A 22730-nucleotide genomic window follows, 5' to 3' on the forward strand; every position below is an offset into this window, starting at 1 on the left:
TTGAGCGTCCCATCCTTTACAGCAAGAATCCATTGTTCGTATTTTGTTTTAAATTGTGAGCGGATAACAAATTTAAACAGGATACAGCTATGACCCTGAATACAGATTCACTCGTCGCCGTGCTGGCTCGGCGCGACTGGGAAAACCCCGGTGTCACGCAGCATCATCGCCTTGAAGCGCATCCTCCGTTTTATAGCTGGCGTACTGCTGATGAAGCGAAAAATAATCTGCCGTCAGGGCAACGACGAAGCCTCAACGGTGTATGGAAATTTGCCTGGTTTGCCTCCCCGGAAGCGGTCCCGGAAAGCTGGCTTTCGGGGGATTTGCCGCATACTGATACCATTACCGTACCCTCAAACTGGCAAATGGAAGGCTACGACGTCCCCATCTATTCGAACATCACCTATCCGTTCCCGGTGAATCCCCCGTATGTTCCGGCTGAGAACCCCACGGGATGTTACTCGCTCACATTTGATATTAATGAAAGCTGGCGGCAGTCAGGGCAGACCCGCATTATTTTTGATGGCGTGAACTCAGCTTTTCATCTGTGGTGCAATGGCCGCTGGGTGGGCTATGGCCAGGACAGTCGTCTGCCCTCCGAATTTGATCTCAGCGATTTTCTGCTCACGGGGGAAAACCGACTGGCGGTGATGGTGCTGCGCTGGAGCGACGGCAGCTATCTGGAAGATCAGGACATGTGGCGCATGAGCGGTATCTTCCGCGATGTCTCTTTGCTGCATAAACCGGATACGCAAATCCGCGACCTGCGCGTCAACACCCATTTTAACGATGATTTCAGCCGTGCTGTGCTGGAGACGGACGTCAGACTGGCGGGCGTCCCGCGTGACGATCTCCGCGTCACCGTACAACTGTGGCAGGGAGACACGCTAACCGGGACAAGCACCTCACCGTTTGGCAGCGATATCATTGATGAGCGCGGCGCATACGCAGACCGCACGACGCTGCGCATTAACGTCGAGCGCCCGGCGCTGTGGAGCGCAGAAACGCCAAATCTGTACCGCGCCGTCGTTCAGTTGCACACGCCAGACGGTACGCTAATTGAGGCGGAAGCCTGTGACGTCGGCTTCCGCCAGGTCTGCATTGAAAATGGACTGTTGCTGCTGAACGGCAAACCGCTGCTAATCCGTGGCGCCAACCGCCATGAACATCACCCAAAAAACGGTCAGGTGATGGACGAAGAGACTATGGTGCAGGACATCCTGCTGATGAAGCAGAACAACTTTAACGCCGTGCGCTGCGCCCATTACCCGAATCATCCGCTTTGGTATACCCTGTGCGACCGCTACGGGCTGTATGTGGTGGATGAAGCCAATATCGAAACCCACGGTATGGTGCCGATGAATCGCCTGAGCGACGATCCGACCTGGCTGCCTGCCATGAGCCAGCGCGTCACGCGTATGGTACAGCGCGATCGTAACCACCCCTGCATTATCATCTGGTCGCTGGGCAACGAATCCGGCCACGGCGCTAATCATGACGCGCTGTACCGTTGGCTGAAATCCGAAGATCCCTCTCGCCCGGTTCAGTATGAAGGCGGCGGCGCGAATACTGCCGCAACCGACATCATCTGCCCGATGTATGCCCGCGTCGATCAGGATCAACCCTTCCCCGCCGTCCCGAAATGGTCGATAAAAAAATGGCTGTCGATGCCCGGCGAACAGCGTCCGCTGATCCTCTGCGAATACGCCCACGCGATGGGCAACAGCCTCGGCGGTTATGCCAAATACTGGCAGGCTTTTCGCCAGTATCCACGCCTGCAGGGCGGATTTGTCTGGGACTGGGTCGATCAGTCACTGATCAAACATGACGAAAACGGTCAGCCCTGGTCCGCCTACGGCGGCGACTTTGGTGACACGCCCAACGATCGCCAGTTCTGTATGAATGGGCTGGTATTTGCCGATCGCACGCCGCATCCCGCGCTGTATGAAGCGAAACACGCACAGCAGTTTTTTCAGTTTTCGCAACTGCCGGGCGCAGAATGCACGATTGAAGTAACCAGCGAATATCTGTTCCGCCATAGCGATAACGAGATTCTGCACTGGTCACTGGCGCGGGAGGGTAAACCGCTGGCCGCAGGTAAAGTGACGCTGGATATCCCGCCGCAGGGATGCCAGGTCATCACGCTACCGGAACTCCCGCAACCGGAAACCGCAGGTCAGCTGTGGCTGACGGTACATGTAGAGCAACCGCAGGCAACCGCCTGGTCGCAGGCCGGACATATCAGCGCCTGGCAGCAGTGGAAGCTTAGCGAGAAACTCTGCACGCAACTGCCTTCGCGCGCCAACAAAGCCCCGCAGCTCACCGCCAGCGAGACAGCATTCAACATTACGGCGAACGATAAACGCTGGGAATTCAGCCGCCAGCAGGGGGTACTGACACAGTACTGGATCAATGAAGAAGCGCAGTTGCTGACCCCGCTTATCGACCAGTTCACGCGTGCGCCGCTGGACAACGATATCGGGGTGAGTGAAGTCACGCGCATCGACCCGAACGCGTGGGTTGAACGCTGGAAGGCCGCCGGGCATTACCAGTTGCAAGCAGTGCTGCTGCAATGCGACGCCGACGCACTCGCCAGCGCGGTGCAGATCACGACCACTCATGCCTGGCAATATCAGGGCGAAACGCTGTTTATCAGCCGTAAAACGTACCGAATCGACGGTCATGGTGAGATGCAGATAAGCGTGGATGTTGAGGTCGCCAGCGGTACGCCGCATCCGGCGCGTATCGGTCTGAGTTGCCAGCTCGCCCAGATCGCAGAACGGGTGAACTGGCTGGGACTGGGTCCACACGAAAACTATCCGGATCGCCTTTCCTCCGCCTGTTTCGACCGTTGGGATCTCCCGCTGGATGAGATGTATACCGCCTACGTCTTCCCCAGCGAAAACGGCCTGCGCTGCGGCACCCGCGAGCTGAAATATGGCGCACACCGCTGGCGCGGCGACTTCCACTTCAACATCAGCCGCTACAGCCAGCAGCAACTGATGACCACCAGCCACCGCCATTTGCTACAACCGGAAGCCGGGACCTGGCTCAATATTGATGGCTTCCATATGGGCGTCGGCGGCGATGACTCGTGGAGTCCTTCCGTCTCGCCGGAATTCCAGCTCAGCACCGGGCGTTATCATTACCATCTGGTCTGGGGTCAAAAATAATAATAATCGGGCAGGTTCGCACCTGCCCGCATTCATCGTAAGGAAGTCCACTATGTATTATTTAAAAAACACTAACTTCTGGATGTTCGGCTTTTTCTTCTTCTTTTACTTTTTCATTATGGGTGCCTATTTCCCCTTCTTCCCTATCTGGCTACACGATATAAACCATATCAGCAAAGGGGACACCGGTGTCATTTTTGCCTGTATTTCGCTGTTCTCACTGCTATTCCAGCCGATATTCGGTCTGCTTTCCGATAAACTTGGCTTGCGTAAACATTTGCTGTGGGTCATTACCGGAATGCTGGTAATGTTTGCCCCGTTCTTTATTTACGTCTTTGGCCCACTACTACAAGCTAATATTTTACTGGGTTCTATTGTCGGCGGGATTTATCTCGGTTTTATTTACAACGCCGGTGCCCCCGCGATTGAAGCCTATATTGAAAAGACCAGTCGCCGGAGCAACTTTGAATTTGGCCGCGCGCGTATGTTTGGCTGCGTGGGTTGGGCGCTGTGCGCCTCAATTGCCGGGATTATGTTTACCATCAATAACCAGTTTGTCTTCTGGTTAGGCTCCGGATGCGCGGTCATTCTGGCAATGCTGCTGTTCTTCTCGAAAACAGATGCGCCTTCTTCCGCAAAGGTTGCAGACGCAGTGGGTGCTAACCACTCCGCCTTCAGTCTGAAACTGGCGCTGGAGTTATTTAAACAGCCTAAACTCTTGTTCCTCTCCCTATACGTGGTCGGTGTTTCCTGTACTTACGACGTGTTTGACCAACAGTTCGCCAATTTCTTCACCTCGTTTTTTACTACCGGTGAACAAGGCACTCGCGTATTTGGCTATGTCACCACCATGGGGGAATTACTCAACGCCACCATCATGTTCTTTGCGCCGCTGATCGTGAATCGCATTGGCGGAAAAAATGCCCTACTGCTTGCGGGTACAATCATGTCGGTGCGGATTATCGGCTCCTCATTCGCCACCTCCGCACTGGAGGTTGTCATCCTCAAAACGCTGCATATGTTTGAAATACCGTTCCTGATCGTCGGCTGCTTCAAATACATCACCAGCCAGTTTGAGGTGCGTTTCTCAGCCACGATTTATCTGGTGTGTTTTTGTTTCTTCAAACAGTTAGCGATGATTTTCATGTCTGTATTAGCCGGAAACATGTATGAGAGTATTGGTTTCCAGGGGGCTTATCTGGTACTGGGCATCATTGCGCTCAGCTTCACGCTGATTTCAGTCTTTACCCTCAGTGGACCGGGGCCGTTTTCCCGCTATTTCGTACAAACAGAAAAGCAATTCTGAAAATAAAATACAAGGATGGAATATCACCAATGAACATTTCTATGAGAGACAGAATAATAGCAGGAAAACTGTTTACCGATATGTGCGAAGGTCTTCCAGAAGAGAGACTGCGCGGAAAAGAGTTAATGTATGAATTTAACCACTCGCGTCCATCTGAGGTTGAAAAGAGGGAAAAACTGATTCGCGAAATGTTTGGGACCGTCGGAGAACATGCCTGGATAGAGCCCCCTATTTATTTCTCTTATGGCACCAATATTCATCTTGGCGATAACTTCTATGCTAATTTTAACTTTACCATTGTAGATGATTATACGGTCACTATTGGTGATAATGTTCTGATTGCGCCGAATGTCACTATCTCTGTCACTGGACACCCCGTTCACCATGAATTGAGAAAATCCGGAGAAATGTTTTCCTTTCCAGTCACTATCGGCAATAACGTATGGATTGGGAGTAATGTGGTCATCAACCCCGGTATCACGATTGGAGATAATTCCGTTATTGGTGCGGGCAGCGTAGTCACACAAGATATTCCATCTGATACTGTTGCCGTGGGTATTCCCTGTCGAGTGATAAGAACCATTAATGAAAGGGATAAAGAATACTATTACAAAAATTATAAGGTGGAGCCGTCAATTTAAGACGTAATGCCGGATACACCACTGACGCGGCTTATCCGGCCTACGCTTAACATGCCAGGCTACTCCTCAATCGCCTGACGGATCTGCTCTAACGACGCGGGATCGTCAATGGTCGTTAGATCGCCCGGATCGCGTCCTTCGCAAATGGCCTGGATCGTACGCCTGAGCATCTTCCCGGATCGCGTCTTCGGCAACTGAGAAACAAACCAGACATGTGCCGGACGACCAAAATTGCCGATCTGACTGTCCACCAGCGCCATGATCGCTTTCTCTTCGCTGTGCGCCACATCGCGGTCTTCCAGACTGTCGCTCAGTTTGGGAATAACAAACGCGACCGCCACCTGCCCCTTCAGCGCATCTTTCACCCCCACCACCGCCACTTCTGCTACGTTCGGGTAGCTGGAGATACTCTCCTCGATTTCACGGGTGCCCAGACGGTGTCCGGCGACATTAATCACATCGTCCGTTCGCCCAAGGATAAAGTAATAGCCGTCGGCATCGCGAATCCCCCAGTCAAAGGTGGCGTAGACCGGGCGGGAGAAAAGCGACCAGTAGGTGTCCACAAAACGCCTGTCATTGCCCCAGATGGTCTGAATACACCCCGGCGGCAGCGGCCCCTCAATGACCAGCATTCCCTTTTCGTTCGCCTGGCAGGGTTCGCCGGTCACCTCATTAAGCAACTGTACGTTGTAGCCATACATGGGGACACCGGGGCTGCCGAGGCGTGACGGCCTGTCGTCCAGTCCACGGGCAATCGCCATAATGGGCCAGCCGGACTCCGTCTGCCAGTAATTGTCGACAACCGGTACGCCTAACGTTTCAGTCACCCAACTGGCGGTCGGTTCGTCCAGCGGTTCGCCCGCCAGGTAGAGCACTTCCAGCGAGGAGAGATCGTGGTTGCGAATCTGCGCGGTCGGGAATTTCTTCAGCACACGAATGGCGGTCGGTGCGGAGAACATCCGACTAACCTGATATTTTTCGACGATTTTCCACCACACACCGCAGTCCGGATACGTCGGCAGCCCTTCATAAACAACCGTTGCCATCCCCGCCAGCAGCGGCGCGTAAACAATGTAGGAGTGTCCGACCACCCAGCCGATATCCGAAGCGCAAAAAAAGACGCCGCCCGCTTTACCGCCAAAAATGGTGTCCATAGTGGTCGCCAGCGCCACCGCATACCCCCCAACGTCACGCTGTACCCCTTTCGGTTTTCCGGTGGTGCCCGAGGTATACAGAATGCAGGAAGTTTCGTTCGATTCCAGCCAGACGACAGGCACCTTCGCGCCGAGATGCTGCTGGCGAAGTGTCGCAAAATCACGATCGCGCCCCGGCACGCACGCCATTTTCGCCAACCCGCGATCCACCAGCAGGACATGGCGTGGCTGATGCTCTGCCTGCGCGATGGCCTCATCCAGCAGCTTTTTATACGGCAGGATTTTACCGCCCCGCGCCCCGGCATCGGCCGAGACAATCAGCACCGGTTTGGCATCGTCAATGCGCGCCGCCACGCTGTGGGAGGCAAAGCCGCCGAACACCACCGAGTGAATCGCGCCAATACGCGCGCAGGCCAGCAAAGTAATGTGCGCCTCGGCAATCATCGGCATATACACCAACACCCGATCGCCACGCTGTACGCCAAGCGACTGTAGCATCGACGCCACCACATTCACTTCGTCATACAACTGGCTGAAGGTGAACGTACGCTCTTCTTCGGTTTCTGATGAGACGGCAATCAACGCCAGCGCGTTGGGTTGCTTCGCCACCCAACGGTCAATGGCGTTATGACACAGATTGGTCGTGCCGCCGCAAAACCAGCGGGCAAACGGCGGATTGCTGTGGTCCAGCACCTGAGTAAAGGGCTGCTGCCAGTCAATACGCTGGGCCTGTTCGGCCCAGAATGATTCAGGTTGTTCGATAGAACGCTGATAAAACTCGCTAAAAGACATAATGCTCTCCTGTTGAACTTACGCCTTACTGCGCGTTGTTAGATCACGTACAGATCCAAATACTCATTAACGGGCATCTGCTCCAGGCGAGTTCTGTCCAGGGAGACTTCCAGGATGCGCTGCTGCTGACGGGTCGGGAACTGACGCGCCAGGTTGATTTTGAATTTATCGACCAGTTTTGGCATGCCGTCTTTACGACGACGCGCGTGACCGATCGGGTACTCCACCACCACCTCTTCAAAGCGCGAACCGTCGGTAAATTCAAGGGTGATAGCGTTAGCGATAGCGCGTTTTTGCGGATCGTGATACTCAGCGGTAAAGGCCGGATCTTCAAAGCAGTTGATCTTCTCGCGCAGAGCGTCGATGCGTTTATCCTGGGCCACGCCGTCTTCATAGTCCGCCGCCGTTAAGCGCCCGAACAACAGTGGGATAGCCACCATATACTGGATACAGTGGTCGCGGTCAGCCGGGTTATTCAACGGCCCTTTTTTGTCGATGATGCGAATACAGGCTTCATGAGTACGGATTGTCACCTTCTCGATGTCCGCAGCGGTTTTACCGGCGGCCTGCATTTGCGCATGGAGGGTCATTGCCGCTTCCACCGCCGTCTGCGAGTGGAATTCCGCCGGGAAGGAGATCTTGAACAGCACATTCTCCATCACGTATGAGCCGTACGGACGCTGGAAGCGGAACGACTCGCCATTGAAAGAGACATCGTAAAAGCCCCAGGTTTTTGCCGTCAGCGCCGACGGATAGCCCATCTCGCCGGTTTTCGCCATCAGCGCCAGACGGACCGCGCGAGACGTGGCATCCCCTGCCGCCCACGATTTACGCGTGCCGGTGTTCGGCGCATGGCGATAGGTGCGTAGCGATTGACCGTCAACCCACGCCAGTGACACCGCATTGAGGATTTCGTCGCGGGTCAGCCCCAGCATTTCGGCAACCACCGCGGTAGAGGCCACTTTCACCAACAGCACGTGATCCAGCCCGACGCGGTTGAAGGAGTTTTCCAGCGCAATACAGCCCTGAATTTCATGGGCTTTGATCATGCCGGTCAGCACTTGCTTCATGGTCAACGGCGCTTTTCCGGCGGCGACCGCGTTACGCGAGAGCCAGTCAGCCGTCGCCAGAATGCCGCCGAGGTTGTCGGAAGGATGGCCCCACTCCGCCGCCAGCCAGGTATCGTTAAAGTCGAGCCAGCGGATCATCGCACCGATGTTAAAAGCGGCCTGTACCGGATCGAGCTGAAACTGGGTGCCCGGCACGCGAACGCCGTTGGGCACCACCGTGCCCGGCACCACCGGCCCCAGCAGTTTTTTACAGGCCGGATATTCCAGCGCTTCCAGGCCACAGCCTAATGTGTCGAGCAGACAGTAATGCGCGGTGTCATACGCCACCTTTGAGGTGATCTCGTAATTCATCACGTAATCAACGATATCAACGATTTCACGGTCAAATTCCGGGCGGACATTCGAAATATGTGCAGACATAGGGTACGTTTCCTTTTTACCCTTCGTCTTTCAAGCTGCATCTGTCCTGGCTTCCTCGCTCACCCCAGTCACTTACTTGTGTAAGCTCCAGGGGATTCGCTGCGTCGCCGCCTTGATGCAACTCGAAATCCATTGGGTAACTATTTAGAGGTTATTAATTAATTGCGTTCATCCAGTGGAACGAAGAGGCGATCTTCCGGGCCGGTGTAATTGGCGGAAGGACGGATAATTTTATTATCCTGGCGCTGTTCGATGATGTGCGCCGCCCAGCCGGTGACGCGGGCTATCACAAACAGCGGTGTAAACATTTCGGTCGGGACGCCCATCATGTTGTAGGAGACCGCCGAGAACCAGTCGAGATTCGGGAACATCTTTTTCGTTTCCCACATCACCTCCTCCAGACGGTCGGCGATGTTGTACATCTTCAACGACCCGCCTTCCTGAGAAAGCTGCTTCGCCACCGTCTTGATCACCTGATGACGCGGATCGGCGATGGTGTAGACCGGATGACCGAAACCAATCACCACCTCTTTGTTTTCCACGCGTTTACGGATGTCGGCCTCGGCCTCGTCCGGCGTTTCATAGCGCTGCTGAATTTCCAGCGACACTTCGTTCGCGCCGCCGTGTTTCGGGCCACGTAGTGCGCCAATCGCGCCAATAATCGCCGAATAGACGTCGGAGCCTGTCCCTGCAATCACCCGGCTGGTAAAGGTGGAAGCATTGAACTCGTGCTCGGCATACAGCACCAGCGAGATGTGCATCGCCTTTTCCCAGCTTTTCGACGGTTTTTCACCGTGCAGCAGATGCAGAAAGTGCCCGCCAACCGAGTCATCGTCGGTTTCCGGCTGGATACGTTCGCCGTTGTGGCTGTAGTGATACCAGTAGAGAAGGATGGAACTGAGCGAGGCCAGCAGCTTGTCAGCGATGTCGCGAGCGCCGGAGACGGTGTGCCCCTCTTTTTCCGGCAGCGTACAGCCCAATGCGGAAACGCCCGTGCGCATAACGTCCATCGGGTGCGACGCCGCAGGCAGCGCTTCCAGCACGGTACGCACATTGGCAGGTAATCCGCGCAGCGCTTTTAATTTGATTTTATACGCCTGGAGTTCATCGCGGGTCGGCAGCTTGCCGTGAATCAGCAAATGCGCCACTTCTTCAAATTCGCAATGCTGGGCCAGGTCGAGAATATCGTAGCCGCGATAGTGCAAATCGTTACCACTTTTACCGACAGTGCACAGCGCGGTATTTCCCGCCGCGACTCCAGAAAGGGCCACTGATTTTTTCGGTTTAATGACATGGGTATTATTTTGCAGGATCGTCGTGTCGCTCATAGTGTCCTCGTCATTTTTTTATATATGTAAGGTACAAATTCATCTTGTCGACCGGATAAACGCAGTGCCATCCGGCATTGCCTGATGGCGGCTTCGCTTTATCAGGCCTACGAATTACGTTTGGCAAACAGCGCGTCGAGCTTCTCTTCGTACTGGTAGTAATTGATGCTCTCGTACAGTTCGTTACGCGTTTGCATAATGTCGATAACGTTCTTTTGCGTTCCTTCCTGGCGCAGCACGTTATAGACACGCTCGGCGGCGCGGTTCATTGCGCGAAACGCAGACAAGGGATAGAGCGCCATGGCGACGTTGGCGCTGCGCAGTTCATCAGTGGTAAACAGCGGTGTTGCGCCAAACTCGGTGATGTTAGCGAGGATAGGTACCTGTACCGCGTCGGCAAACTGGCGATACATTGAAAGCTCGGTGATCGCCTCCGGGAACACCATGTCGGCCCCGGCTTCAACGTACGCCCGGGCACGTTCGATAGCCGCATCCAGACCTTCGACCGCCAGCGCATCGGTACGCGCCATGATGACAAAATCGGGATCGGTGCGGGCATCGACCGCCGCCCGGATCCTGTCCACCATCTCCTCTTTCGAGACAATGGCTTTATTGGGGCGATGACCACAACGCTTGGCACCCACCTGATCTTCAATATGCAGAGCAGCGGCACCGGCTTTGATCATCGATTTCACCGTACGCGCAACGCTGAACGCTGAAGAGCCAAAACCGATATCGGCATCCACCAGCAGCGGCAGCGGGCAAACGTCGGTAATACGGCGAATGTCGGTCAGCACATCATCCAGCGTGGAGATCCCCAGATCCGGCAGTCCCAGCGAACCGGCCGCGACACCGCCGCCAGAGAGATAAATCGCCTGATATCCGGCGCGCTGGGCCAGAAGAGCGTGATTCGCGTTGATGGTGCCGACTATCTGCAATGGGTTTTCTTTGGTGAGCGCGGCGCGAAACGCCTGCCCCGGAGAATGTAGAGACATATTCCGTCCTTTTGTTATCAACTTGTTTCTTTGGTTGATTCACATAAAGCAAGGGCTATGCCAACGCAGGCGGGAAGACAATCATTCTATTTTTATTCGTTTTAAAACAATAAATTAGATGTTTGAATGATATTCAAAGTGAAAAAATGCGTGCCAGTTAACGTTTCATGAAACGCGTGCTGCTGTTTCATTGCAACATTTATGAAACAAGACTAAACCCAATACTCTGTTCCTTCATTTTTTTGGGCGACTATGGCGGATACGCACCTTCCAACGCGGGTAAATAATGATGATAAACCGGTGATCTGGACGGTCTCGGTGACGCGCCTGTTCGAGCTGTTTCGCGACATCAGTCTCGAGTTCGATCACCAGGCGACCATCACCCCGATCCAGCTCGGCTTTGAAAAAGCCGTGACCTATATCCGCAAGAAGCTGGCTAGCGAACGCTGCGATGCGATTATCGCCGCGGGATCTAACGGCGCGTATTTGAAAAGTCGACTGTCCATTCCCGTGATCCTGATTAAACCCAGCGGCTTTGACGTCTTACAGGCGCTGGCGAAAGCAGGCAAGCTAACCTCTTCGATCGGCGTAGTGACCTATCAGGAGACGCTGCCAGCCCTGATGGCGTTCCAAAAAACCTTTAAGCTGCGCCTGGAACAACGCAGCTATATCACCGAAGAAGACGCGCGCGGGCAAATTAATGAACTGAAGGCAAATGGCACTGAAGCCGTGGTCGGCGCGGGGCTGATCACCGATCTGGCAGAAGAAGCGGGTATGACGGGGATCTTTATTTATTCGGCCGCCACCGTGCGTCAGGCTTTTAGCGACGCGCTGGATATGACCCGTCTGACGCGGCGACAACACCGCCCGTACGCCTCTGAAAACGGGTTACGCACCCGTTATGAATTGGGCGATATGCGCGGTCATTCGCTGCAAATGGAGCAGGTTCGACACACGATTATGCTCTACGCCCGTTCCCGCGCGCCCGTTCTGATTCAGGGGGAAACGGGCACCGGGAAGGAGCTGGCAGCTCAGGCCATTCATCGCGAATATTTTACCCGTCAGGGCGGTCGCAGCGGCAGGCGTTCCCCGCCTTTTGTCGCCGTCAATTGCGGGGCGATTGCCGAATCCTTACTCGAAGCGGAGTTGTTTGGTTACGAAGAGGGAGCCTTTACCGGTTCACGGCGCGGAGGACGTGCCGGACTGTTTGAGATAGCCCACGGCGGGACGCTGTTTCTGGATGAGATAGGCGAGATGCCCCTGCCGCTACAAACCCGGCTATTGCGCGTACTGGAAGAAAAAGAAGTGACGCGCGTCGGCGGCCACCAGCCCATCCCGGTGGATGTGCGGGTGATTAGCGCCACCCACTGCAATCTGGAACAGCAGATGAAACAGGGACAATTTCGTACCGATCTGTTTTATCGTCTCAGTATTTTGCGCCTGACGCTGCCCGCGCTACGTGAGCGCCATCCCGACATTGTGCCGCTGGCGGAAGGATTTTTAAAACAGTCGCTGGCCGCATTAGAGGCACCGTTTAGCGAATCGATACGCGAAGGCTTACAGCAAAGCCAGGCGATCCTGCTGCGTTATGGCTGGCCAGGGAATATTCGTGAGTTGCGCAATATGATGGAACGTCTGGCGCTTTTCTTAAGCGTTGAGCCGCAACCTGCGCTCGATGTCCATTTTCTACAGCGACTGTTACCGGAACTGACTGTCACAGACGAAGCGCCCTCCTCCCCCACATCTCTCACGGCGCAAGAGGTTCTCGCACAGTTTAACGGGGATAAAACCGCAGCAGCACGGTATCTGGGTGTGAGCAGAACAACATTCTGGCGGCGATTAAAAGAATAACCCGCCAGCGAAACCGGCGGGTTTTGTATATCAGAGAAGCGCGTTATTTCTTTTTATAAATATTGGCGGTGCCATGGATTTTATTATCCGTCTGGCCTGATGTAAGTACGACAACATCGGCACCTTGTTCATCTGCCTTCTTCAGCAGATCTTCCTTCGCATCAGAAGTAGAGACTTCGTTGCTCGTAGAAATGGTACCCACTTTGGTATACTGTGATTCTACTTTTTCAAACTCGACTTTCGTCATCAACTCAGCTGCATACGCATTTGAAACCACTAACGCCAACGCCCCAATCAATACTTTATATCCTGTCTTCATATAAAAACTCCCATTTTTGTTATTACGCTATCATCACACATGAATGTTACGGCACCCTTCAAGGATGATTAATAAGTAGTTCATGTCCTACAAAAAATCCAGCGCGAAAAGCAGTATAAATTGATTTTGCGTGGCGGCAGCGACAACCCCGCCTGCGCCAACGCCTGCCGGGCTAACGCCACCGCCAGAATCCGGATGACTTACAGCATGTTGAGACCAATATCACCCTGCGCTTCAGTGGCGGGCGGCAGCCATGCAACATCGGCATTCAGAATAATACAAACTCCGCCATAATATATTTGCAATTCTCTTAAAGAAGAGACCTATTATCTTAACTCTACGCTATTATGTCATTTTATTATTATCAGCAAAACACAGAAACGGTGCTGGCGATATTATTTTATATTTTAAACACTCAAAAAAAACACCTGATATAAAAATCAATAGACCACCATTATCTGTTTATCTACACACAGAATAAACGCCAGCCTTTTCTGATACAGCAAATACAGAAAGCGGTAAGGATCTTTTCAGCAGCTTCAACGTCGGGTGACGATCTGCAACCGTCATTCTTCCTGTCAGAATAACCTCACTTGTTTGTGATCCCTCTCTCACTCGCGCCGTTTTGCTACCAATAAGATGATGTTAATTCACCCATTATTCGGAAGTGTTACCTATGGACCCCATCCACGCCGTTGTGCTCACCGTGAGCCTGTTCGTGTTAACGTTTTTTAACCCTGGTGCGAATCTCTTTGTGGTGGTGCAAACCAGTCTGGCATCCGGTCGGCGGGCTGGCGTATTGACCGGTCTGGGCGTGGCGTTGGGAGATGCGTTTTATTCCGGTCTTGGGTTATTCGGTATGGCAACATTGATTACCCAATGCGAGGAGCTATTTTCAATTATCAAAATCGTCGGCGGGGCCTACCTGCTGTGGTTTGCATGGAACAGTATTCGCCACCAGGCGACGCCGCAAATGTCCGCCCTTTCGCAACCGATTTCCGCCCCGTGGTATGTCTTTTTTCGCCGTGGGCTAATCACCGATCTCTCCAATCCACAGACCGTATTGTTTTTTATCAGTATTTTTTCTGTAACGTTGAGCGCAGAAACACCGACATGGGCCAGGCTGATGGCCTGGGCTGGCATTGTGCTCTCCTCCGTTATCTGGCGAATTTTCCTCAGTCAGGCTTTTTCTCTGCCAGCGGTTCGTCGCGGTTATGCGCGGGTTAATCGCGTCGCCAGTCGCGTTATCGGCGCCATTATTGGTGCTTTCGCCCTCAAACTCATTTACGAGGGCGTTACGCACCGGTAATTCATCCTCATCGTCAGATGAAAAAAATCTACAGCCCCCCTGCTTCGCTGACATCCTCTATAATTTCAGTGAAGTGCATAAGCGTTAGACAATGAGTGCCTCAGCGCGCCCTGGCCTCACTCTTTAGCTTGACCATCGCACTGAAATTCCTCGTAATATCCACCCAACTCTTTAATGGTATTTACATTCGGCGGAAAGATGGAACAGGTAGAACCCGGTAACGACAAATTACTCCTTACAGAATGGCAGACGTTGCTACACCAAACCTCCCCTGAGGTTCACGAGATTTTGACCTCGTTAACCGACGAGGAGATCCGTCATCTGGTTACCGTCTTTTATGACTATATGCTTTCACACGCCGAGAGCGCGCTGTTCCTCAATACCGAGCAGGTGGCAACCCGACTCAGCCACAGCATGTTTCACTGGTTACGCAGCGTGCTGGGTAGCGCGCACGAAGATCTCCACCAACTGCTGGCCAAACAGCGCGATATTGGTGTCGTTCATGCCCGTATTGGCCTGCCGATAGATCTGGTCGCCCGTGGCGCGCGTAGATTGAAAGATGAGCTGTATCGCCTGCTGAAGGCAAAATCCGTTTACCCGACGACCGTGCTTAGCGATGCGATTTGCTTTAGCAGTCTGGCAATGGACACGGCGATAGAGGCAATGACCGTCTCTTACTCCCCCAATTACCAAAATTCAATGAACACGCAGGAACAGTATCGCCTGTTGACGATTTACGATGATGTCAACGTAGAGCGGGAACGCCAGATCCGCTCCCTGACGGACTGGGAAAATCAGTTTATCTACAATATCGCCACCGGCTTGCCTGTCGAAGAGCTGATCTTTCTGTCGAAATCTGACTTTGGTATGTGGCTATCGCATAAGGGAAAACACATTCTCGGTAACGGAAAACTACTTTCCGGGATGGAGCAGCTTATTCAGCAGATCGACGGCAACCTGACTCAGGTATTACTGAATGGCCAACAGCCTTCAGCAGAAGAACGGATGAGTTTGTTACAGGATATTCGCCAGTTATCTGCGCAAATCCACTTCCTCCTGTCCTCCATGTTTGAAGAGCTGGTGAAACAAGAGAACGGCAAAGATTCGCTGACGCAGTTGCTTAACCGCCGCTTTATTCCCACCATTATGCGCCGTGAAATTTCCCTTGCACTGCATTCGCGTAAACCGTTCGTTTTGGCCATGCTCGACATTGATTATTTCAAACAGATCAACGATCGCTATGGGCATAATGCCGGAGACACCACGCTAAAAAATGTCGCCGCGGTCATTTATGAACATATCCGCAGCAGCGATTACGTTTTCCGCTACGGCGGCGAAGAGTTTATGGTACTGCTTGTCGAATCCGAGGTGTCGCAGGCGAGCATCATTCTGGAAACGCTGCGGACAAAAATTGCCGCTTTACGTATTTCAGCATCACCGGTTGAAACCTTCTCGGTCACCACCAGCATTGGCATCGCCGAGTACGATTATCACCCGGACTACAAACAACTGATTGAGAAAGCGGACCAGGCGCTTTATCTCGCCAAAAGCAACGGACGAAATCGCGTGGAAATTTATCGTCGCTAGCCCCTTTACACCTCTGACTTTTCGGGTGGCATTGCGGGTGATGCGTACCAATTTTCCTTTGCCACCATCACCGCCCCTTTCGGTTGCATAACAAAGTTCGGCGACATAATTTGCACATTAAATTCGTTGAAAACGTCCTGAATATTGCTATGCAACGCATCGCGGGCGGTCGCCAGCGACGTATCGGGCTGCAGACGAACCTGTAGCTCATAAGCGATATACCAGTCCATCAGGCTGAGCTGGCGCACCAACGGCGGCTGCGTATGATCGATGCCCTGGGCGCGATTGGCCGCCAGTTCAAGCATGGCATGCACCTGACGCCAGGGGGTGTCATAACCGATAGTGACGCCCACGGTTAAGTTGACGCCGCCGTCCGGATTTTGCGCGCTGAGATTGGTAATTTTGCCACTGACTACCACCGCATTGGGAACCGTCACGACGTAATTTTCCCGGGTAATAATCTTGGTAGCCAGCATACCGATTTCACTCACCAGCCCTTCATTATCGGCAATACGGATAACGTCACCTTTGCGCAGCGCGCGTGAATAGATGAGTACCAGCCCGCTCATGGCGTGATTCATCACCCCCGCAGAGCCGAGTGTGAGCATTAAACCGAAAAAGACGCTAATGCCTTTAAACGCCAGTGAATTCGCGCCAGGAAGAAAAGGATACGCCGCCGAGAGCGCAAACAACCACACCACAACAGATATCAATTTTCGGGTCGCGCCGACCGTTTCAGGGTGAATGCCAGGCAGCGTCAATCGCCCGGCCTCCACCTGATTCAGAATCACTTTGAGCAATTTTAAAATAAGCGCGGTGATGGCAAAGATGAGCAGGACAATCATTAACCCCGGTAATGCGGAGACAATCGACAGCGCGATTTCCCTGACCACACGCACTGACCAGTCGCCCAGCGATTCCCCCCACACACGGGTCCATGGGAACAGACTGAATATCCAGCTTAGCCAGACATAGAACGCCATAATACCGAGCAAAATCATCAACAATGCATACAATCGGGTTTCAATCGCACCGACGAAACGCCGCCAGTTTTGCGGGACCCAACTGCGGTTTTCGAAAATTTTACGTCGATAATGACGACGTACCCACCGCCAGGAGCGGTAAGCGCCATACCAGAACAGCGTGAGTCCCAGTAAGCCTGCGGCGGTTTTCACGGCGGCGAGGGCAAGCCAGCCGCGGTCATACTGGTCGCGCAGCGAGGTGCGCTGGATCTCCATTCGCGCCAGTACGCGCTGCGCCGCCTGGTCGAGCGTCAGGTCATCCCCTTCATCCAGATCCCCTTCCGCCAATAGCATGACCGGCTTACCGTTCATCACGATCAGCCGCCCCTGCTGGCGATAGCGGGTAACAGGCACGATTTTCAACGGTTCGCGCACGTCCGCCTGGGTAAAATTTCGCAATGTATTGTGGATACGTAGAACGCGTTCTTCTGGCGTGGTCAGGCCAAACTTCGCCTGTAACATGACAATGGGCTGGTGAAAAATATAAACCGTGCGCGCACGCTCTTGTTCTGTGGGCTGCTGCCGGGGTTCCGCCGCCCGGGAAGGGAATGCCAGAATGACCATAAAACACGCCAAAATAGTGAGCAGCATCCTGTTCATCACCACCACCTAAAATGTGCAATTATCGTTATTATTCATAGAGTCAAAAAATAGAGGTCGTTATTACTCTTTTTGAGCATAGACCAGCCTGGTGCTTTTTCATCTACCAACACGCGATCACATTTCAGCGTTGCCCGATAGTATTCCGCTCTTTTTCGATGCGATATAAACCTTATATTACGTTTACATTGCCTCCTGTTGACGCTATTCCCTTTATCGACTACCACCCCGCCCCTGACACTTTAATCCTGATAGATTAGCCACAATGTTAAATTAAATTTATCAAATCAATTATTCATATGGATTAACTGGCTGAATGTTAACAGCGGGTTATATTTAATTGCGAGGGTTACAGAATGTAACTTTAGGGATCGTACTGATATTCACCACTAAACCTAAAAAATGTGAGAATCATAATGAGACTAAAACCCATCGCCAGAGGGCTTGCTCTGGCAGGCTTGTTAACAACACTTATTGTTCCAGCCTACGCCGACACCGCCTCTAAGGATGCCACATCCGCCACTAAGCAAGCTAACGAACAACTCTACAACCAGCTTCCGTTCTCCGACAACACTGACTTTACCGACGCCCACAAAGGTTTTATTGCTGCCCTTCCTTCCGACATTATTCATGGCGAACAGGGGAACGTGGTCTGGAACCCACAGCAGTATGCCTTTATTAAAGAAGGGGAAAAAGCGCCTGATACGGTAAACCCAAGCCTCTGGCGTCAGGCCCAACTTATTAACATCAGCGGCCTGTTTGAAGTCACTGAGGGTGTATACCAAATCCGCAACCTTGACCTGTCGAATATGACCATCATCGAAGGGAAAGAGGGGATTACCGTCGTCGACCCGCTGGTTTCTGCTGAAACCGCAAAAGTCGGTATGGATCTCTACTTTAAAAACCGCGGTAACAAACCGGTGGTCGCTGTTATCTACACTCACAGCCACGTTGACCACTATGGCGGCGTGCGCGGCGTGGTGGATGAAGCCGATGTGAAATCCGGTAAAGTGAAAGTGTATGCGCCTGCTGGCTTTATGGAAGCCGCCGTCGCGGAAAACATTATGGCCGGTAATGTAATGAGTCGCCGTGCCAGTTATATGTACGGCAACCTGCTGAAGCCGGATGCCAAAGGTCAGGTGGGTGCGGGGCTGGGGACGACGACCTCTGCCGGTACCGTCACCCTGATTGCGCCGACCAATATCATTGAGAAAGACGGCCAGAAGGAAGTCATTGATGGCCTGACCTATGACTTTATGCTAGCACCAGGCTCCGAAGCGCCTTCCGAAATGCTGTGGTTTATCGAAGAGAAAAAACTCATTGAATCCGCAGAAGACGTGACCCACACCCTGCACAACACCTACTCCCTGCGCGGCGCGAAAATTCGCGAGCCGCTGCCGTGGTCAAAATACATTAACGAAGCGATTGTTCGCTGGGGCGACAAAGCTGAAATTCTGATGGCGCAGCACCACTGGCCGACGTGGGGTAACGAGAATGTCGTCAAACTGCTGAAGAGCCAGCGTGATCTCTATCGTTATATCAACGACCAGACCTTGCGTATGGCCAACGAAGGCCTGACCCGCGATGAGATTGCCGCCAACTTTAAACTGCCTGATTCACTGGCGCATACGTGGGCTAACCGTGGTTACTACGGTTCGGTCAGCCACGATGTGAAAGCCACCTACGTGCTCTATCTCGGCTGGTTTGACGGCAATCCGGCGACCCTGGACGAACTGCCGCCAGAAGAAGCGGCGAAGAAATTCGTCGAATACATGGGCGGCGCGGACGCCATCCTGCAAAAAGCGAAAACCGACTTTGACCAGGGTAACTACCGTTGGGTCGCCCAGGTGGTCAGTAAAGTGGTGTTCGCCGATCCGGGTAACCAGGATGCGCGTAACCTGGAAGCGGATGCGCTGGAGCAACTGGGCTATCAGGCCGAGTCCGGCCCGTGGCGTAACTTCTACCTGACCGGCGCGCAGGAACTGCGTAATGGCGTGGTGAAAGGCCCAACACCGAACACCGCCAGCCCGGATACCGTACGTGCGATGACCCCGGAAATGTTCTTTGATTATCTGGCGGTGCATATCAACGGTCAAAAAGCCGGTGATGCGAAATCGGTGTTCAACATCGACCTCGGTAGCGACGGCGGCAAGTACAAGCTGGAGCTGGAGAACGGCGTGCTGAACCACACCGCTAATGCCGAAGCGAAAGAGGCTGACGCGACCATTTCACTGAATCGCGACACGCTGAACAAAATTATCCTGAAAGAGGTCACGCTGAAACAGGCACAGGAGAGTGGCGACGTGAAGGTGACCGGTGATGGCACCAAACTCGACCAGATGCTCGGCTATATGGATAAATTTGAATTCTGGTTCAACATCGTCACGCCTTAACCCCATCCCCCCCCCCCCCCCCCCCGCGAACACATCACGGGGGTGTTGCGATTCCTCTGTCGTAGCGACCCCATGAGTTAAGGGAATGACTCCCCCCTCCTCCCGGATGCCTGAGGATAAGCGGTTGGCAGCGCAGTATTGTTCAGATTAGACTGAACGCTCCCAACGACTTAGTGAGATACTCCATTGAATAAAAACATTCTTTCTTACTCACTGCCATTGCTGTTGGCGGCAGTGGTGACATCAGCCTGTGCGAAGCAACCCGCCGCGCTCCACTCTCCAGAAGCGGGCGTACTGTGCGACCAGTATATTTGCGCCGACAGCGCGAAGGGCGTTTCCCGCGATAAGACCGAAAAATACCTCGGTGAAAAAGCCGCAAAGAGACTGTTTTCACAGGGGGAATTTGATACGACCGAGTTTACCTTTGCCAACGGTACTTTCTGCGATGTCAAAGAACGCTTATGCCGTGAAGACCGGTACTACGGCGCAGACGGAAAACGTAGCGGCGCGATTTCAACGAAGTATACCGCGCTACTTTTCGGGAAGTGAGGGTAAGGCGGCAGGACGGGGGAACGTTCATCTCTGCCCCACTCTGCCGGAAGCCATTCTGATTAAAGGCTCCCTTCAAAAGGCAAAACCGGCACATTGCGTGCCGGTTTTTTTACGGATTTACATCACCACTTATCAGGCGTTGGTCACCGGTTTTGGCTCAGTTTTCACCTGGGCGTTTGCCAGCATACGACGCACCGGAACAATAAGTACGGTCAGCACCGCAGCACAGATCAGCAGCGCAATGGAGCAACGCGCGAAGAGATCGGGCAGCATATCCAGTTGATCGGCTTTCACATGACCGCCAATCAAACCTGCCGCCAGATTGCCCAGCGCGCTGGCGCAGAACCACAGTCCCATCATCTGACCGCGCATTCTGTCTGGCGCCAGCAGCGTCATGGTGGCCAACCCAATCGGGCTCAGACACAGTTCGCCAAGCGTCAGCATCAGGATACTCCCGACCAGCCACAGCGGCGATACACCTGCTCCGTCGTTACTCAGGACGTTTTGCGCAGCCAGCATCATCAAACCAAAACCTGCGGCGGCACACAAAATACCGATCACGAACTTGGTAATACTGCTCGGACGCACGTTTTTCTGCGCCAGCTTCGGCCATACCCAGCTAAATACCGGCGCCAGCAGAATAATGAACAACGCATTGATCGACTGGAACCACACGGCAGGAATTTCAAAATCGCCGATCATGCGGTTGGTATAGTCGTTAGCAAACAGGTTGAACGACGTTGGCTTCTGCTCAAAGGCAGACCAGAAGAAGGCGGCAGAAACCAGCAGAATAAAGCAGACCAGCAGTCTGGCGCGCTCTTTGCGGCTAAGACCGGCAAACACAAACAGATAAATGAAGTAGAGCGCGACTGAAGCCGCAATCACGTAAACCAGCATACTGGCCACCGCGACCGGGTTAATCACAATCACACCCTGAGCGATCAGCGTCACGACGATAGCCATACCGACCGCCAGCGCCAACAGCCAGCCCCCCACGCCCTTCTTCTTCGCGACAGGACTATTCCAGGTTGAATCCAGGCCCACTTCACTGTCATAGCGTTTCATCGACGGAACGGCAAACACGCGGAAGATAATCAACGCCACCAGCATTCCGATGCCGCCGATACCAAAGCCCCAGTGCCAGCCGTGGGATTTAATCAACCAGCCGGAGATCAGCGGCGCGATAAACGACCCGATATTGATCCCCATATAAAACAAAGAGAAACCACCGTCACGACGCGCATCGCCTTTCTTATACAGCGTCCCCACCATCACCGAGATACAGGTTTTGAATAAGCCGGAACCGAGGACGATAAACATCAGGCCGATAAAGAACAGGTTATCTCCCATCCAGGCGGACAGTGCGATAGAGAGGTGGCCGAGCGCAATCAGAATGGATCCGTACCAGACGGCCTTCTGCTGGCCGAGCCAGTTATCCGCCAGCCAGCCGCCGGGCAGAGCGGCAAGATACATGGTACCGGCAAAAATACCCACAATGGCGGAGGCATTTTCACGGGCCAGCCCCATACCGCCGTCGTAAACGGTCGCAGCCATAAACAGAATCAGTAAGGGACGAATACCGTAAAACGAAAATCGCTCCCACATTTCTGTGAAGAACAGCGACCCCAACGGATAGGGATGGCCGAAGAACGTTCGGCTTTCGTTTTGATTAACAGTGGAAGACATAAATTCTCCTGGAGAGGTGTTGTCGTGTTTGTAAACACCAGAATGCACGCCGTCCTTTATGACGCTGGTCGTTGCTTTACATTCGGCGAAATATTATTTAACCATTTGATAACCGGTTGCTAGTTTTGTCTAGTACCAAATAGCATAATTTAAGATGAAAAGTCGACAAACATCTACTTACACAGATTTTATGTCGGCAAACGGTGAATAATAATTGACATCGAAATTTGTTCAAAATCCGGACGAGTTTTCTTTAATAAACATAGAGTTAATAAATATGTTTTTGCATTTAACGTTTGTCGACATGGAATAACCACGTTGGCTGTGTTGATGTAAACAAGATGACGTTGGTTCCATGTACTCCTCAAGAGAGTGGGCTAATTCCCCTGATACCGATCAACGTGTTCTGGTAAGGAAGGTCAAAAAAGGGGCAGGAATAAATGCGGGAAGAATGACAGGATAATTTTATATTTATTTGATTTTATAGAATTTTTAGATGATACGTAGCAGCAAGGGTCAAACAAATCAGCAA

The 22730-nt window shown here is 53.0% G+C and carries 15 protein-coding genes; 8 read left to right on the forward strand and 7 right to left on the reverse strand.

Annotation, left to right across the window (positions count from 1 at the left end):
* Positions 1–89: 89 nt before the first annotated feature.
* From P2W74_RS17840 to lacA, 3 genes are read left to right on the forward strand one after another with little or no spacing between them, the layout of a single operon-like run.
* Positions 90–3173, forward strand: coding sequence for a beta-galactosidase (locus tag P2W74_RS17840; RefSeq protein ID WP_276292662.1), 3084 nt, complete (start codon positions 90–92; stop codon positions 3171–3173).
* 52 nt (positions 3174–3225) lie between these two features.
* Positions 3226–4479, forward strand: a complete 1254-nt coding sequence (locus tag P2W74_RS17845) for an MFS transporter (RefSeq protein WP_276292663.1) — start codon at positions 3226–3228, stop codon at positions 4477–4479.
* Between the two features lie 29 nt (positions 4480–4508).
* Positions 4509–5120, forward strand: coding sequence for a galactoside O-acetyltransferase (gene lacA, locus P2W74_RS17850; protein WP_276292664.1), 612 nt, complete (start codon positions 4509–4511; stop codon positions 5118–5120).
* A 59-nt stretch (positions 5121–5179) separates the two neighbouring features.
* On the opposite strand, the gene prpE is transcribed toward lacA, so the two are convergent.
* The 4 genes from prpE to prpB all read right to left on the reverse strand — a co-directional run bounded on the left by prpE (position 5180) and on the right by prpB (position 10879).
* Positions 5180–7066 (reverse strand): propionate--CoA ligase, encoded by a 1887-nt coding sequence (gene prpE, locus P2W74_RS17855; RefSeq protein ID WP_276292665.1) that lies wholly within the window; start codon positions 7064–7066, stop codon positions 5180–5182.
* Between the two features lie 38 nt (positions 7067–7104).
* Positions 7105–8556 (reverse strand): bifunctional 2-methylcitrate dehydratase/aconitate hydratase, encoded by a 1452-nt coding sequence (locus P2W74_RS17860; protein WP_276292666.1) that lies wholly within the window; start codon positions 8554–8556, stop codon positions 7105–7107.
* A gap of 158 nt (positions 8557–8714) precedes the next feature.
* Entirely contained in the window at positions 8715–9884 is a 1170-nt protein-coding gene (prpC, locus tag P2W74_RS17865; RefSeq protein WP_276292667.1) for a bifunctional 2-methylcitrate synthase/citrate synthase, read from the reverse strand.
* 107 nt (positions 9885–9991) lie between these two features.
* Positions 9992–10879 (reverse strand): methylisocitrate lyase, encoded by an 888-nt coding sequence (prpB, locus tag P2W74_RS17870; protein WP_276292668.1) that lies wholly within the window; start codon positions 10877–10879, stop codon positions 9992–9994.
* Between the two features lie 252 nt (positions 10880–11131).
* Between prpB and prpR the strand changes: the two genes are divergently transcribed.
* Entirely contained in the window at positions 11132–12730 is a 1599-nt protein-coding gene (prpR, locus tag P2W74_RS17875; protein WP_276292669.1) for a propionate catabolism operon regulatory protein PrpR, read from the forward strand.
* Positions 12731–12773: 43 nt separating this feature from the next.
* Here prpR and yahO read toward each other — a convergent pair whose 3' ends face one another.
* Positions 12774–13049, reverse strand: coding sequence for a DUF1471 family periplasmic protein YahO (gene yahO, locus P2W74_RS17880; protein ID WP_203358738.1), 276 nt, complete (start codon positions 13047–13049; stop codon positions 12774–12776).
* 676 nt (positions 13050–13725) lie between these two features.
* Between yahO and P2W74_RS17885 the strand changes: the two genes are divergently transcribed.
* Together P2W74_RS17885 and P2W74_RS17890 are read left to right on the forward strand one after the other, a co-directional pair.
* Positions 13726–14358, forward strand: coding sequence for a LysE family transporter (locus P2W74_RS17885; RefSeq protein ID WP_276292670.1), 633 nt, complete (start codon positions 13726–13728; stop codon positions 14356–14358).
* A 198-nt stretch (positions 14359–14556) separates the two neighbouring features.
* On the forward strand, positions 14557–15945 hold the full coding sequence (locus P2W74_RS17890) for a diguanylate cyclase (protein WP_276292671.1): 1389 nt from the start codon (positions 14557–14559) through the stop codon (positions 15943–15945).
* 5 nt (positions 15946–15950) lie between these two features.
* Here P2W74_RS17890 and P2W74_RS17895 read toward each other — a convergent pair whose 3' ends face one another.
* The gene (locus P2W74_RS17895; protein ID WP_276292672.1) at positions 15951–17567 is read right to left on the reverse strand and encodes a mechanosensitive ion channel family protein; all 1617 of its coding nucleotides are present in this window, start codon (positions 17565–17567) and stop codon (positions 15951–15953) included.
* A gap of 416 nt (positions 17568–17983) precedes the next feature.
* Here P2W74_RS17895 and P2W74_RS17900 point away from each other — a divergent pair, with 416 nt between their 5' ends.
* Both P2W74_RS17900 and P2W74_RS17905 read left to right on the forward strand, forming a co-directional pair.
* A complete protein-coding gene (locus tag P2W74_RS17900) occupies positions 17984–19960 on the forward strand; it encodes an alkyl/aryl-sulfatase (protein WP_276292673.1) in 1977 nt (658 codons plus the stop codon).
* A gap of 186 nt (positions 19961–20146) precedes the next feature.
* Positions 20147–20509: a YcgJ family protein gene (locus P2W74_RS17905; protein WP_407649449.1), complete on the forward strand. Its 363-nt coding sequence runs from the start codon at positions 20147–20149 to the stop codon at positions 20507–20509.
* A gap of 135 nt (positions 20510–20644) precedes the next feature.
* On the opposite strand, the gene P2W74_RS17910 is transcribed toward P2W74_RS17905, so the two are convergent.
* The gene (locus P2W74_RS17910; protein ID WP_276292674.1) at positions 20645–22198 is read right to left on the reverse strand and encodes a peptide MFS transporter; all 1554 of its coding nucleotides are present in this window, start codon (positions 22196–22198) and stop codon (positions 20645–20647) included.
* Positions 22199–22730: the final 532 nt, after the last annotated feature.

It is taken from the genome of Citrobacter enshiensis (genome assembly GCF_029338175.1).
Classification (GTDB): Bacteria; Pseudomonadota; Gammaproteobacteria; order Enterobacterales; family Enterobacteriaceae; genus Citrobacter_D; species Citrobacter_D enshiensis.

Bases quoted from the DNA above. Each gene is read 5' to 3' on its own strand.
- P2W74_RS17840 (WP_276292662.1), top strand. From the start codon at position 90: ATGACCCTGAATACAGATTCACTCGTCGCCGTGCTGGCTCGGCGCGAC.
- P2W74_RS17845 (WP_276292663.1), top strand. From the start codon at position 3,226: ATGTATTATTTAAAAAACACTAACTTCTGGATGTTCGGCTTTTTCTTC.
- lacA (WP_276292664.1), top strand. From the start codon at position 4,509: ATGAACATTTCTATGAGAGACAGAATAATAGCAGGAAAACTGTTTACC.
- prpE (WP_276292665.1), bottom strand. From the start codon at position 7,066: ATGTCTTTTAGCGAGTTTTATCAGCGTTCTATCGAACAACCTGAATCA.
- P2W74_RS17860 (WP_276292666.1), bottom strand. From the start codon at position 8,556: ATGTCTGCACATATTTCGAATGTCCGCCCGGAATTTGACCGTGAAATC.
- prpC (WP_276292667.1), bottom strand. From the start codon at position 9,884: ATGAGCGACACGACGATCCTGCAAAATAATACCCATGTCATTAAACCG.
- prpB (WP_276292668.1), bottom strand. From the start codon at position 10,879: ATGTCTCTACATTCTCCGGGGCAGGCGTTTCGCGCCGCGCTCACCAAA.
- prpR (WP_276292669.1), top strand. From the start codon at position 11,132: ATGGCGGATACGCACCTTCCAACGCGGGTAAATAATGATGATAAACCG.
- yahO (WP_203358738.1), bottom strand. From the start codon at position 13,049: ATGAAGACAGGATATAAAGTATTGATTGGGGCGTTGGCGTTAGTGGTT.
- P2W74_RS17885 (WP_276292670.1), top strand. From the start codon at position 13,726: ATGGACCCCATCCACGCCGTTGTGCTCACCGTGAGCCTGTTCGTGTTA.
- P2W74_RS17890 (WP_276292671.1), top strand. From the start codon at position 14,557: ATGGAACAGGTAGAACCCGGTAACGACAAATTACTCCTTACAGAATGG.
- P2W74_RS17895 (WP_276292672.1), bottom strand. From the start codon at position 17,567: ATGAACAGGATGCTGCTCACTATTTTGGCGTGTTTTATGGTCATTCTG.
- P2W74_RS17900 (WP_276292673.1), top strand. From the start codon at position 17,984: ATGAGACTAAAACCCATCGCCAGAGGGCTTGCTCTGGCAGGCTTGTTA.
- P2W74_RS17910 (WP_276292674.1), bottom strand. From the start codon at position 22,198: ATGTCTTCCACTGTTAATCAAAACGAAAGCCGAACGTTCTTCGGCCAT.